The sequence below is a fragment of the Curtobacterium pusillum genome (assembly GCF_007680845.1).
Lineage (GTDB): Bacteria > Actinomycetota > Actinomycetes > Actinomycetales > Microbacteriaceae > Curtobacterium > Curtobacterium pusillum_B.
Window position 1 is genome coordinate 35939 of sequence record NZ_VEIY01000008.1, and the last position, 12611, is coordinate 48549.

Here is a 12611-nt window from a genome sequence, read left to right on the forward strand (position 1 = left end):
AAACGCCGCTCGCCGCTGAGCCGCCGCTGTGTCTTTGAAGCGGCTATGTGAAAAAGATGAAGGTGCCGACGCCGATCCAGGCGAGCCCGATGCTGGCCAGGGTTGCAAGGCTAGCGACGCTGGTTGCGATGACCGCTGACACTTGCTCTCTCCAGACGCGGAGAGAACTCGCCGCGAAACAGAGGGCAAGGACAGCGACAGGTAGGGTCGCGATCATCGCAGCGGCTTGGACGGTCGCGGTCCGACGATCACCGACCGTGGGCGGCAAGCTTCCGGCGTCGTAGTCGAATTGGGATGGCGGGGTCTGACTCGCGGGATCGAACGCGCCGGTCGCCAGGAGCACAGCGCCCCAAACGAGGATCATTGCGATTGAGACGAGTGCCCGAACGTTGACCTGCTGTGACGGTGCACGCCCCCGAAGCCCCATGCGCCGACCCTAGCGCGCCAGTCGACTGACCCTCTGATGAGCACCACCTGTCCGGTCGCGGATCGGCTAACGGACAAGTTTCAGGGCGGCCCAGTCTCAACGGTGCGCTACCGCTATGTTCATCCTGTGAGCCGACCGAACGCGCTGTGGCCAGCTTCTTTGATGCTCGGAGCCGGGTGCTGACGTGGGATCTGCGGACGCGATTCTCCGCGCAACGTCGATGGCGCTGGCGTGCGTGCTGGTCTTCGGATTGGTCTCGTGCGCCAGGGACTCCGGTCCAACGACCCCGTCAGCGTTGCACTACACCGACAACGGGCTGAAGATATGCGTCCCGATCAGCACTCATCCCGATCTGGCAGTCGGCATCCGAGTGGACCCGCGCGGCGACCAGTCGATCATCATCAGTCGATCCAGACGGTGAACTCTTCCGCACACCGGCGTTCGGATGACAACCGGGATCTGCAACTGACCCACGACTCGTTCGAAGCTCAGACTCGCAGTGGGGCTACTTGCGCGCTTCGCCCCTGTGGAACCATTCTCTCGTGATCCGACACTTCACGGTTCTGGTGACGGCCCTGCTGTGTCTTGTCCTCCTGACGTCCTGTGCGGCCACCACCAGCGAGGACACCGACGCTGCAGTTGGGCGATGGAGCAAGAAGGAGGCAGCCATCGTGGACGATGACCCCACGGCCGTCGCGGTGCTCTTCGCAGCGATCGATGGCGGCCACAGCCCGAGGGGAACTGCCATCACAACAGGCTTCGAGGAGTCGCAGACCATCGCCCGACTCGTTCTTTCCTGCTATGGAACAGGGACGATGGACGGGGTGCTCTCGGTGACGACATCGAAGGGGTCGTCGTCCACTGAATTCCCTGGTCTTCACTGCGCTGACGGGCCGCAGAGGCTGGAGATGCCCGCGAGTGCTGTCCGGAGCGTCGACAAGCTGAGCTTCCGGGCCACGAACAGTTCGCAAGAGAGCGCCTGGCAACTTGTTGCTCGTCGCTGAATCACTCCTCGCTTGAGCGTCCCGGTGGTCCATCGCCTATGGGTACGGGCTGCTCGTAGGCTTGCTGAGTGATCGCGCGTGTTCTTGGTTCTGGTCGTCCGCTCGTCGCCCTCCACGGCTTCGGGGTGGACCACCGCATCATGCTGCCACTGGCGGACGCTGTGCAGGATCTACCTTGGCGGCTGGTGTTCCTCGATCTGCCGTGGGCCGAAGCCGCCGCGGTCACCGCAACCGCGAAGAGCGCGGTCGACGTGGCCGACGAGGTACTCGCCGAGATCGACGCCCACCTCGGCGACGAGCCCTTCGCCGTCATCGGGAACTCCTTCGGCGGCATGATCGCCCGACATGTCGCCCACGAGCGCCGAGACCACGTCCTCGGCGTGGCGACCCTGGCTGGTGTCGTACATCCGGCACACGCAGACCGCGCCGTCCCCGAGCGCACCGTGCTGCACACCGAACCGTCCGTCCTGGAAGCCGCCGGCGACGCGCGAGAAGCGTTCGAGGAGGTCAGCGTCATTCAGGACGCTGCCGCGTTCACAGCGTTCGAGCGGTACGTGCTGCCCGGTCTCCGTGGCGCCGACCCTGCTGTGATGGACCGCATCGCCGCCGACTACGCGCTCGATGCCGTGCCGGAGGAGCGCCACCCGGAACCGTTCACCGCTCCGGCCCTGCACCTGTTCGGTCGGCAGGACGACGTCGTCGGGTACGAGGACGGGCTCGCACTCCGGGACCACTACCCGCGAGGGAGCTTCGTCGTCCTCGATGCCGCTGGACACAACGTGCACCTCGAGCAGCCCGGGATCACCGCCGCCCTGGTCCGCGACTGGCTCGCGCGGATGGACCGCTGACCGATCGGGTACCGGAACGAGGCGCAAACTCCGCTCGACGGCAGCGGCCTGGCTCCGCCTCGTTGTCACAGGGGGAAAGCAACCCCGGTGAGGCGCTCGCTCTCCGACCAGAGGCGGTCGGTCTCCGCCGCGCTGTCTGCGCCGCGCGGTATCCGGACGGGTCTGGGTGTTCCGGACGTCTGCACACGGCCGGCCGGGCCGATGAACTGACCGGAGCGCACGCTGTCCGAGGTGGCCGCGTACAGCGACGGCCAAGCGGCACCGTCAGCAGAACCCATGAGGAACCGCTCCATGACACGGGACAGGCGTTTCGCGATGGCGCCTTGGCTGTGCTGCTGCAACCCCGTCATGGCCGAGCCGGGGTGGACGACGACGGCCTCGATGTTCGTGCCCGCGAGGTGCTGGGCGAGGTGCTCGGTGAAGACGATGTTCGCCCGCTTGGACTTCGCGTACGCCCCCATCGGCCGGTAGCGGCGTTCGCTCTGGAGGTCCACGAGCCTCCCGCTCGGCCACGTCCCTGCGATGGCGCTCACGGTGACGATGCGAGCGCGGGCCGAACGGCGGATCGCTGGCATGAGCTGCGCCGTGAGCGCGAAGTGTCCGAGGTGGTTGGTGCCGAATGTCATCTCGAAGCCGTCCTTCGCCGTGCGGCGTTCGGGCAGGTTCATCACTCCGGCGTTGTTCACGAGCAGGTCCAGCGTCCCGGAAGCCGCGATCGGTGCGGCGGCGTCTCGGATGGAGGACAGGTCGCTGAGGTCGAGCACCAACGTGTCGAGGAGCGCGGCGGGCACTGCACGAGTGATGGAGGCAACGGCTTCGTCGAGCTTGGCCTGCGTGCGTCCGGCGAGGATCACGCGCGCGCCGTGGGTTGCGAGCCACCGCGCTGTCTCGAGGCCGATGCCGCTGTTGGCTCCGGTGATGAGCGCGGTTCGACCGGTCTGGTCTGCGATCTGATCAGGAGACCACTGCGTGGAGCTCGATGTCGAGGTTGTCATGTTCACGCCTTCTCTAGAGAGACCAGTGGTCACCGACTACTAACCGGATGGTTGATAACTAAACCGTAGAGCGCTTCGTCATGGCCGTCAACTGACTGGTTAGTTCTAACGGTGCTTCCGCCCCAGCCCCTCGCTCGCGACGGTGCCGGCGGTCAGCGCGTTCGCCGGTCCGCGATCGTCGTCGGACGGGTGATCCTGAGGAATTCGAGGAGTTCGGCGTCGGGTGAGCCTTCGGCCGCCGTGTAGACGAGGATGTTGAGATCGGCGCCCGGGACGGTCAACGTGTCACAGTCCAGGATGATCTCGCCGAGGGGGTGCGAGACGAGTTTCCGGATGGAGCCGTGACGGGCGACCACACCTGAGTGCCACGTCTGCGCGAACTCGGTGTTGCCCAGGAGGTCGTCGATCAGTGCGGCGAGCTCGGCGTCTCGCGGGTACTTCCCGGTCGCCCAGCGAAGATCGGCGACGAGGTTCGCGCGATCCTGCTTCGAGTCGCCCATGGTGCGGATCGGGTGCGCTCCGAACCCGATCGGTCGGTCGCCAGGGAGGAAGGTCATCCGCGCCAGATTGGTCTGGTCGATCTCCGGTCCGTCCGGGACGCCCATGACGGCTGCCCACAGTGGCGACCAGGAGATGAGTGTCCAGTCGGCTGAGAACACGGCGATCGCCACGTCACCGAGCCGGACGAGCATGCGTTGCACCCCGACGGGGATGTAGTGCGAGATGGCGGCGTCGGTCGGAGGTTCGTGTCCAGCGAGCCGGAAGAGGTGGTCTCGCTCGTCCTTGGACAGCAGGAGCGCGCGCGTCAGGGCACCCAGGACCGGCACGGACGGGCGGGCACGGCCCTGCTCTAAGCGGACGACGTAGTCCACGGACACATCGGCGAGGGCCGCGAGTTCTTCCCGGCGCAGCCCAGGCGTGCGGCGGTCACGTCCGGCCACCATCCCGACACTGCTCGGAGACAGACGCTCCCGCCACGTGCGGAGCGCCTGTCCCAGTGCGTCCGTCTCAGACATCGGCGTCGACGACGGCGTCGGTGGAGACGGCGAAGTCGTGCCACTCGTCCGCGCTGTCGAGGAGTTGGTGGGCGCGGATCTCGAAGGAGTGCAACGCGTCCGTGCCCGCCGCGACCCGGGCCGGTGGGGCGTCGTGGTCCGCGAGGTGGATGATCGCGGCTGCGAACCGCACCGGGTCGCCGGGCTGTTCGTGGTTCCGCTCCGCGACGAAGCTCCGGCGAGCGTGGTCGAGGGAACGGTAGTCGTCGATCTGGACGTCGCCGAGCCCGAGTGACGTCGGGTCGAGGAAGTCGGTGGCGAACTGGCCCGGGTGGACAGCCGTCACGGAGAGGCCGAACGGTGCCAGTTCGCGGCTCAGCGATTCCGACCAGCCGGCCACAGCGAACTTGGCGGCGCAGTAGATGGACCACCAGTCGGTGCCGACGAGGCCGAGGAGCGACGAGATGTTGATGATCCGACCTGCTCGCTGCGCGCGCATCGTCGGCAGGACGGCTCGGGTGACGTGGAACGTCCCGAAGACGTTCGTCTGGAACTGTCGCTCGATGCGGCTCGGCGACAACTCTTCGAACGCGCCGACTTGGCCGTAGCCGGCGTTGTTGACCAGGACGTCGATCCGACCGAACCGCTCGAGACCGTCCGAGACGACCTGCGTGGCGGCTTCGGCGTCGGTGATGTCGAGCCTCGCAGTCAGGAGTCGGGCCTCGTCTCGGGGAAGCACCGCGTCGAGACGCTCGAGATCGCGGGCAGTCGCGATCACCTGGTCACCGGACTCGAGGGCGGCGCGAGCGATCTCCAGCCCGAATCCTCGTCCTGCGCCGGTGATCAGCCATGTCTTCGTCATCATCGTCTCTTTCCGGGTCGATCTGATCGGTTGCTGCGACCAGTCTCGATCGGACTCGCCACGACTCGGTGGGACAGTTCCTGCCACCCAGTGCCCTCGAGAACTCAGGGTGATCGTGATCGTCGGGATGGGGTGGGCCGTCGCGGTACGAGTTCAGCCCTCGGAGGCGGAAGCGCTGATCGTCACCGGCAGGTCCGCGCCCGACCCGTCCCCGTCGTGGCTGTGGACGCCGAGGACCGCCTCACCCGGCGGGAGGTCGTCGGGGAGCTCGAACCGCCCGTCGACCGTGAACTGCGGGCCCGAGGGCGTCGGACGTCCGAGCAGCACCGTTCGACCCGTCGCGTCCGGGGTGATCGTCACCGTGACGTCGTCGGACGGCCGGAAGGTCCCGCCGGTGTCCTCGCAGATGCGGTACAGCCACTCGACTCGGAGGTTGACGGAGCCGCTCGGTCTGAGATCGGACGAGTCGCGGAGCTCGATGGACGTGCCCGCGCAGGACCCGGACGCACCACTCTGAGCGGCGCACCCGGCCAACGAGGCGCCGGCCACCACGAGGGCCACCACGCCGACCACCGCGCGACCACGTCCCCACCGCATGCCGACATCACACCACGGACCGCGGATCGGGCAGGTCACGATCGTGTTGCGCCTCAGCGACCCACGGCCGGTAGGTTCGGCTCGTGGGGAACGAACGCGCCGACGACCAGCCCGAGCACGATCCGTACGCCAGGCGTCCCGGCTACGTCACGAACGCCTCCGGCCGTACGGACCAGGTCACGACGGCAGCGGCGTTCGGTGTGGGTGCCGGACTCGTGACCTCGTTCGTGCTCGGCTTCTTCCACGCGGTCGAGTGGGTCTCGTGGTCAGCGTCCGTGCTCGTCGGGGTCGTGGTGTGGCTGCTGCTCCGCGCGCGCCAGCGTCGACTGGACCGGCGCGAGGGGCGGTCGCCCGACGCCGTCGCGCACGCTCGGGACCGGGCGATCGCCGAGGCGAACGGCGGCCGCCGCTTCTTCGTCGCGCCGAACCCGGTCGTGGTGATCGTGATGGGCGGCATCTTCCTCGCACTCGGCCTGCTGTCGCTCGTGCTCGGTGACCTGTCGGTCCACCGGGTGGTCGTGTCGACAGTCCTCGTGGCGTGTGCCGCCTTCTTCATCGTCCAAGGCATCGGCACCCTGGTCGTGCGGCGTCGCAGCGACCCGACCCGCATGCGCTGACGAGCCGGCCGGTCAGCCCCGCGCGATCGGCGTCAACCGCTGCAACTGCGTCACGTGCCCCGGCTCGAGCTCGTCGAGCGACGCCACCCCGAGCAGCCGCATCGTCCGCTCGATCTGCTCGGACAGGATCTGGATCATCCGGTCGACCCCGGCCTCGCCCCCCGCCATCAGCCCGTACAGGTAGGCCCGGCCGACCATCGTGAACTTCGCGCCGAGGGCGACCGCGGCGACGATGTCCGCGCCGGACATGATGCCCGTGTCGAGGTGCACCTCGGTGTCCTGACCGACCTCCTTCACCACGGACGGCAGGAGGTGGAACGGGACCGGAGCGCGGTCGAGCTGCCGGCCGCCGTGGTTCGACAGGGTGATCCCGTCGACGCCCATGTCGGCCAGGCGCTTGGCGTCCGCCAGGGACTGCACGCCCTTGACGACGACCTTGCCCTTCCACTGCGACCGGATCCACGCGAGGTCCTCGTAGGTGACGGTGGGGTCGAACATGTGGTCGAGGAGCTCGCCGACGGTGCCGGACCAGCGGTCGAGCGAGGCGAACGCGAGCGGCTCGGTGGTGAGGAAGTCGAACCACCACCAGGGTCGGGGGATCGCGTTGACGATGGTCTTGACGCCGAGCTGCGGCGGGATCGAGAACCCGTTCCGCTTGTCCCGGAGTCGAGCGCCGGCGACGGGGACGTCGACCGTCACGAGCAGCGTGTCGAAGCCGGCCTTCTCCGCGCGGGAGACCAGCGCCATCGACTTCTCGCGGTCCTTCCACATGTACAGCTGGAACCAGTTGCGCCCGTTCGGGTTGGCGTCGCGGACGTCCTCGATCGCGGTGGTGCCCATCGTGGACAGGGAGAACGGGATGCCGGCGCGTCCGGCGGCTCGGGCACCGGCGCGCTCGCCCTCGGTCTGCATCATGCGCGTGAACCCGGTCGGGGCGATGCCGAACGGGTACGCAACAGGGGCACCCAACACCGAGCGCGAGGTGTCGACGGACGACACGTCACGCAGGATCGCGGGCGTGAACTCGATGTCCTCGAACGCCTGACGGGCCCGGGCGAGCGAGATCTCCGCCTCGGCAGCGCCCTCGGTGTAGTCGAAGGCGGCACGAGGGGTCCGGCGGGCCGCGATGTCCCGGAGGTCCCAGATGGTGAGCGCCTGGTCGAGCCGACGGCGACGCGCGTTCAGGTCCGGCTTCTTGAACTGCATGAGCGGCGCCAAGTCACGCACGGTCGGCAGCTGCCGCTTGACGCGGGCCCGCGCGGAGGACGCGGGCCCCGTCGCAGCGGCGGGTGCTCCGGTCGCGGGGTCGACACGGCGCTGGTCATCGGTCGAGGTCATACAGACATCCTACGTCTCGGGGTGGTTCGGGGAGCGGAACTGCCCGCCGTGGGGGAGTAGCGGACGGGCTGGACGGTGCGGGCGACGGTCTCGCGGAGCGCTTCGAGCGACGCGCCCCCGAGTCCGCCGAGCCTGGCGGCCCGAGCTTGCACGAGCACGTTGCCGAGCGCGGTCGCCTCCACCGGTCCGGCGAGGACCGGCAGCCCGGTGCGGTCGGCGGTCAGCTGGCAGAGCAGTCGGTTCTGGGACCCACCACCAACGATGTGCACCTGTCGGACGTCTTTGCCCGTGACGGCGACGATCGTCTCGAGCGTCGTGGCGTAGGCCGCGGCGAGCGATTCGAGGATCGAGCGCACGAACTCGGCGGGGGTGGCGGGTGCCGACAACCCGTGGTCGGTGCACCACGCGGCGATCCGAGCGGGCATGTCGCCGGGCGGCGTGAACGACTCGTCCGCGACGTCGAAGACGGGGACCGGGGCGGTGACGGCCGCGGCGGAGGCGAGCAGCGCCTCCAGGTCGACACGCTCGCCACCGCGTTCCCAGGTGCGCACGCTCTCGGAGAGCAGCCACAGTCCGGACACGTTCTTGAGGAACCGGACCCGTCCGTCGACGCCGCCCTCGTTGGTGCAGTTCGCCTCGCGCGATGCGTCCGTCAGGACGGGCGCGTCGAGCTCGACGCCGACGAGCGACCACGTGCCGGACGAGATGTACGCGAAGTCCGGGTCGGTCGCGGGGATCGCGACGACGGCTGAGGCCGTGTCGTGCGAGCCCACCAACGTGACGGGCGCCTGTCCGCCGACGGCTTCGGCGACGGACGGCAGCAGGGGACCGAGTCGGTCGCCCGGGTCGCGCAGCGTGGGCAGCAGTCCGCTCGGGAGGCCCGCAGCAGCCCGCAACGCCGGGTCCCATCCGCGGGTGGTCGCGTTCAGGGCCCCGGTCGTCGAGGCGTTCGTGCGCTCGGCCGCCTCGACCCCAGTGAGCCAGTAGCCGAGGAGGTCAGGGACGAGCAGCGCCCGCTGCGCGAGCGCGAGCGACGGATCGGCGGCGAACTGGAACACCGTGTTGAACGGCAGGTGCTGCAGACCGTTCCGGGCGTACATCGAGGCGGCGTCGAGTCGCTCGTGCACCGGGTGGACACCGTGCTCGTGGCGTTCGTCCCGGTAGTGGTACGGCAGGCCGAGGAGCCGGCCGCCGCGGAGCAGGCCGTAGTCGACCGCCCATGAATCGATGCCGATGCTGACGATCCCGGGGTGCGCGGCGAAGGCGTCCCGCAGGCCGGCCGTCACCTGCCGGTAGAGCTCGACGACGTCCCAGTGCAGGGCCTCGCGGTCGCCCTCGTGCACGGCGACCGGACCGTTCGGGAACCGGGCGACGTGGTCCATCCGGACGCCCTCGGCGTCGACGTGGCCGACGATCACGCGGCCACTGGTGGCGCCGAGGTCGACCGCGGCGACGCTGCCGCTGCTCGTCACGGCGTCACCGGAGGAACGCGGCGGCGACGCCCGCGTCCACGGGTACGTGCAGGCCGGTGGTGTGCGAGAAGTCGTCGGTGCAGATCGCGTACACGGCGTTGGCGACGTTCTCCGGCACGACCTCGCGCTTGAGGATCGTGCGCTGGGCGTAGAACTTCCCGAGGTCCTGCTCGTCGATGCCGTAGGTCTTCGCCCGGTTCGCACCCCAGCCGGACGCGAAGATGCCCGAGCCGCGGACGACGCCGTCAGGGTTGATGCCGTTCACGCGGACGCCGTGCTCGCCGAGCTCGGCCGCGAGGAGCCGCACCTGGTGTGCCTGGTCGGCCTTCGTCGCCGAGTACGCGATGTTGTTCGGACCGGCGAACACCGAGTTCTTGCTCGAGATGTACACGATGTCGCCGCCCAGGCCCTGCTCGATGAGGACCTTCGCCGCCGCCTTGGACACGAGGAACGAGCCCTTCGCCATGACGTCGTGCTGCAGGTCCCAGTCCTGCTCGGTGGTCTCGAGCAGGCTCTTGCTGAGGCTCAGGCCCGCGTTGTTCACGACGAGGTCGAGGCCGCCGAAGTGCAGCAGCGTCTGCTGGATCGCCTGGTCGATCGCGCCGGCGTCCGTCACGTTCGCCGCGACGCCGATGGCCCGGTCCTCGTTGCCGATCTCGGCGGCGGCTTCCTGCGCCTTCGCGAGGTCGAGGTCGGCGATGACGACGGCGGCACCCTCGGCCGCCAGGCGCTTCGCGATCGCCTTGCCGATGCCGCTCGCCGCGCCCGTCACGAGGGCGATCCGCGTGGCGAGCTTCTTCGGGGCGGGCATCCGCTGGAGCTTCGCCTCTTCCAAGGACCAGTACTCGATGCGGAACTTCTCGGCCTCGTCGATGGGGGCGTACGTGCTGAGGGACTCCGCGCCGCGCATGACGTTGATGGCGTTCACGTAGAACTCGCCGGCGACCCGGGCCGTCTGAGCGTCCTTGCCGTACGAGAACATCCCGACGCCGGGGACGAGCACGATGAGCGGGTCAGCGCCGCGGATCGCGGGGGACTCCGGCGTCGCGTGCCGGTCGTAGTACGCCTGGTAGTCGGCGCGGTACTGCTCGTGGAGTTCGTGCAGGCGCTCTCGCTGCTCCTCGACGGTCGTTGTCGCCGGCAGGTCGAGCAGGAGCGGCTTCACCTTCGTGCGGAGGAAGTGGTCGGGGCAGCTCGTGCCGAGGGCGGCGAGCTCCGGTGCGCGCTCGCTCGCCAGGAAGTCGAGCACGACGTCGCTGTCGGTGAAGTGGCCCACCACCGGCTTGTCGTGGCCGGCGATGCCGCGGATGGTCGGGGCGAGGGCTGCCGCGCGCTCGTGGCGCTCGTCGGTCGGGAGCGCCTCGAACTCCGGTCGGACGGGGCCGAACGGCTGGTCCTTGCCGTGCGACGCGATGTACTGCTCCGCGGTGTCGATGATCCAGCGGGAGTTCGCTTCCGTCTCAGCCGACGAGGAGCCCCAGGCGGTGATGCCGTGGCCGCCGAGGATCGTGCCGATCGCCTGCGGGTTGTCCCGCCTGATCGCGGCGATGTCGAGGCCGAGCTGGAACCCCGGGCGACGCCACGGCACCCACACGACCCGGTCGCCGAAGATCCGCTCCGTCAGCTCGGGGCCGTCCGCCGCCGTCGCGATCGCGATGCCGGCGTCCGGGTGCAGGTGGTCGACGTGCGCCGCGTCGACGAGGGCGTGCATCGCCGTGTCGATCGACGGCGCGGCGCCGCCCTTGCCGTGCAGGGTGTAGTCGAACGCGGCGACCATCTCGTCTTCGCGCTCCACACCCGGGTACACCTGCTGGAGGGCACGGACCCGGTCGACCCGCAGCACCGCGAGCCCCGCCGGGGTGAGGGTGCCGAGGTCGCCCCCGGAGCCCTTCACCCAGAGCAGCTCCACCGGCTCGCCGGTCACCGGGTCGGTGTCGGTGCCCTTCGCCGACGTGTTGCCGCCGGCGTAGTTCGTGACTCGGGGGTCCGAGCCGAGCGCGTTCGAGCGCGCGATGAGCGCACTGATCGTGGTGTCTGCGGACGTGGGCTGCGCTTCGGGGTCCACCCGTGCCTCCAGTGTGTGTGTCATCTGTCTACGCGCCCCAACCGGCCTGGACGCCGCCGACGCGGTCCTCGGCGATGGACTGCTGGTACCCCGACTCGAGGTACGCGCGCATCGGGTTCGCCGGCAGGCCGCGGGACTCACGCCAGGCGGCGAGGTCCTTGCGGACGTCGGTCTGGTACGCGTCCATGAAGATCTCGTTCGCGCCGAGGACGTCGTGCGCCTCTTGCGCGGCGGTGAGGGCGACGCGGTCGAGGAGCAGCGCGCGGGCCGTTATCTCCTGCACGTTGAGCACCGAGCGGATCTGGCCGGGGATCTTGTCCTCGATGTTGTGGCACTGGTCGAGCATGAACGCGACGTCGGGGTTGTCGTAGCCGCCGCCGCGGATGACTTCGACCAGGATGCGGAACAGCTGGAACGGGTCCGCCGCACCCACGATGAGGTCGTCGTCGGCGTAGAAGCGCGAGTTGAAGTCGAAGCTGCCGAGCTTGCCGAGGCGGAGCAGCTGCATGACGATGAACTCGATGTTCGTGCCGGGGGCGTGGTGGCCGGTGTCGAGGCAGACCATCGCCTTGTCGCCGAGGGCTGCCGTCTGCACGTAGCTCGTGCCCCAGTCCGGGACGTCCGTGTGGTAGAACGACGGCTCGAAGAACTTGTACTCGAGCACCAGGCGCTGGTCCGGGCCGAGGCGGTCGTAGATCGTGCTGAGCGACTCGTGCAGGCGGTCCTGGCGGCTCCGCATGTCTTCCTGGCCGGGGTAGTTCGAACCCTCGGCCAGCCAGATCTTGAGGTCGCGGCTGCCGGTGGCGTCCATCACGTCGATGCACCGCAGGTGGTGGTCGATCGCCTTCTGCCGGATCGACTCTTCGACGTGGGTGAGGGCGCCGAACTTGTAGTCGTCGTCCTGGAAGGTGTTCGAGTTGACGGTGCCGAGCCGGACGCCGTGCTCTTCCGCGTGGCGCTTGAGGTCGGCGAAGTCGTCCACGAGGTCCCACGGGATGTGCAGCGCCACGCTCGGAGCCAGTCCGGTGAACTCGTGCACCTTGGCGGCGTCGGCGATCTTCTCGTAGGGGTCCCGCGGGGTGCCCGGCGTGCTGAACACCTTGAAGCGGGTGCCGGAGTTGCCGAACGCCCAGCTCGGGAGCTCGATCTGTTGTGCCGCCAGCTGGTCGGCGATGCCGGCGAAGCTCGGGGTCGATGTCATCGTTGCACTTCCTCGTGGTCGATTGAATCGTTTCATACGGTACGCGCTGCGCGCGGTTCGCGGGGGGGGGGGGGGGGGGGGGGGGGGGGGGCGGGGGGGGGGGGGGGGGGGGGGGGGGGGGGGGGGGGCGGCGGAACCAGGTTCCGGACACAGCACCACGCTTTTCCGCGGTGCTGTGTCTGTCGCGCGG

At 69.2% G+C, this 12611-nt stretch carries 12 protein-coding genes; 3 read left to right on the forward strand and 9 right to left on the reverse strand.

Annotated features, from left to right (window positions below; translation table 11 throughout):
• Positions 1 to 43: 43 nt before the first annotated feature.
• Positions 44 to 427, reverse strand: coding sequence for a hypothetical protein (locus FS825_RS15490; protein WP_144714764.1), 384 nt, complete (start codon positions 425 to 427; stop codon positions 44 to 46).
• A 542-nt stretch (positions 428 to 969) separates the two neighbouring features.
• On the opposite strand from FS825_RS15490, the gene FS825_RS15495 reads away from it, so the two are divergent.
• Both FS825_RS15495 and FS825_RS15500 read left to right on the forward strand, forming a co-directional pair.
• Entirely contained in the window at positions 970 to 1431 is a 462-nt protein-coding gene (locus tag FS825_RS15495) for a hypothetical protein (protein ID WP_144714766.1), read from the forward strand.
• 68 nt (positions 1432 to 1499) lie between these two features.
• Positions 1500 to 2279: an alpha/beta fold hydrolase gene (locus FS825_RS15500; RefSeq protein ID WP_144714769.1), complete on the forward strand. Its 780-nt coding sequence runs from the start codon at positions 1500 to 1502 to the stop codon at positions 2277 to 2279.
• A gap of 65 nt (positions 2280 to 2344) precedes the next feature.
• On the opposite strand, the gene FS825_RS15505 is transcribed toward FS825_RS15500, so the two are convergent.
• From FS825_RS15505 to FS825_RS15520, 4 genes are all read right to left on the reverse strand, one after another.
• Positions 2345 to 3274, reverse strand: coding sequence for an oxidoreductase (locus FS825_RS15505; RefSeq protein ID WP_144714772.1), 930 nt, complete (start codon positions 3272 to 3274; stop codon positions 2345 to 2347).
• Positions 3275 to 3426: 152 nt separating this feature from the next.
• Entirely contained in the window at positions 3427 to 4290 is an 864-nt protein-coding gene (locus FS825_RS15510) for a helix-turn-helix domain-containing protein (protein ID WP_144714775.1), read from the reverse strand.
• Positions 4283 to 5131 carry an SDR family oxidoreductase gene (locus tag FS825_RS15515; RefSeq protein ID WP_144714778.1) on the reverse strand — a complete coding sequence of 283 codons (849 nt, stop codon included), beginning with the start codon at positions 5129 to 5131 and terminating at the stop codon, positions 4283 to 4285. Before FS825_RS15515 ends, FS825_RS15510 begins: the two co-directional genes overlap by 8 nt.
• Before the next feature lie 153 nt (positions 5132 to 5284).
• Entirely contained in the window at positions 5285 to 5728 is a 444-nt protein-coding gene (locus FS825_RS15520) for a hypothetical protein (protein ID WP_144714781.1), read from the reverse strand.
• Positions 5729 to 5811: 83 nt separating this feature from the next.
• On the opposite strand from FS825_RS15520, the gene FS825_RS15525 reads away from it, so the two are divergent.
• Entirely contained in the window at positions 5812 to 6345 is a 534-nt protein-coding gene (locus FS825_RS15525) for a hypothetical protein (RefSeq protein WP_144714784.1), read from the forward strand.
• Positions 6346 to 6357: 12 nt separating this feature from the next.
• Here FS825_RS15525 and FS825_RS15530 read toward each other — a convergent pair whose 3' ends face one another.
• The 4 genes from FS825_RS15530 to rhaI form a co-directional block, all read right to left on the reverse strand.
• Positions 6358 to 7551 (reverse strand): alpha-hydroxy acid oxidase, encoded by a 1194-nt coding sequence (locus tag FS825_RS15530; RefSeq protein ID WP_144715068.1) that lies wholly within the window; start codon positions 7549 to 7551, stop codon positions 6358 to 6360.
• A 128-nt stretch (positions 7552 to 7679) separates the two neighbouring features.
• Positions 7680 to 9155: a rhamnulokinase gene (locus tag FS825_RS15535; protein ID WP_144714787.1), complete on the reverse strand. Its 1476-nt coding sequence runs from the start codon at positions 9153 to 9155 to the stop codon at positions 7680 to 7682.
• Between the two features lie 4 nt (positions 9156 to 9159).
• Positions 9160 to 11244, reverse strand: a complete 2085-nt coding sequence (locus tag FS825_RS15540; RefSeq protein WP_144714790.1) for a bifunctional aldolase/short-chain dehydrogenase — start codon at positions 11242 to 11244, stop codon at positions 9160 to 9162.
• Between the two features lie 4 nt (positions 11245 to 11248).
• Positions 11249 to 12421 carry an L-rhamnose isomerase gene (gene rhaI / locus FS825_RS15545; RefSeq protein WP_144714793.1) on the reverse strand — a complete coding sequence of 391 codons (1173 nt, stop codon included), beginning with the start codon at positions 12419 to 12421 and terminating at the stop codon, positions 11249 to 11251.
• Between the last annotated feature and the right edge of the window lie 190 nt (positions 12422 to 12611).

What these genes read in the sequence shown, in the direction of transcription:
- FS825_RS15490 (WP_144714764.1), bottom strand. Translation starts at nt 427, where the DNA reads ATGGGGCTTCGGGGGCGTGCACCGTCACAGCAGGTCAACGTTCGGGCA.
- FS825_RS15505 (WP_144714772.1), bottom strand. Translation starts at nt 3,274, where the DNA reads ATGACAACCTCGACATCGAGCTCCACGCAGTGGTCTCCTGATCAGATC.
- FS825_RS15510 (WP_144714775.1), bottom strand. Translation starts at nt 4,290, where the DNA reads ATGTCTGAGACGGACGCACTGGGACAGGCGCTCCGCACGTGGCGGGAG.
- FS825_RS15515 (WP_144714778.1), bottom strand. Translation starts at nt 5,131, where the DNA reads ATGACGAAGACATGGCTGATCACCGGCGCAGGACGAGGATTCGGGCTG.
- FS825_RS15520 (WP_144714781.1), bottom strand. Translation starts at nt 5,728, where the DNA reads ATGCGGTGGGGACGTGGTCGCGCGGTGGTCGGCGTGGTGGCCCTCGTG.
- FS825_RS15530 (WP_144715068.1), bottom strand. Translation starts at nt 7,551, where the DNA reads ATGCAGTTCAAGAAGCCGGACCTGAACGCGCGTCGCCGTCGGCTCGAC.
- FS825_RS15540 (WP_144714790.1), bottom strand. Translation starts at nt 11,244, where the DNA reads ATGACACACACACTGGAGGCACGGGTGGACCCCGAAGCGCAGCCCACG.
- rhaI (WP_144714793.1), bottom strand. Translation starts at nt 12,421, where the DNA reads ATGACATCGACCCCGAGCTTCGCCGGCATCGCCGACCAGCTGGCGGCA.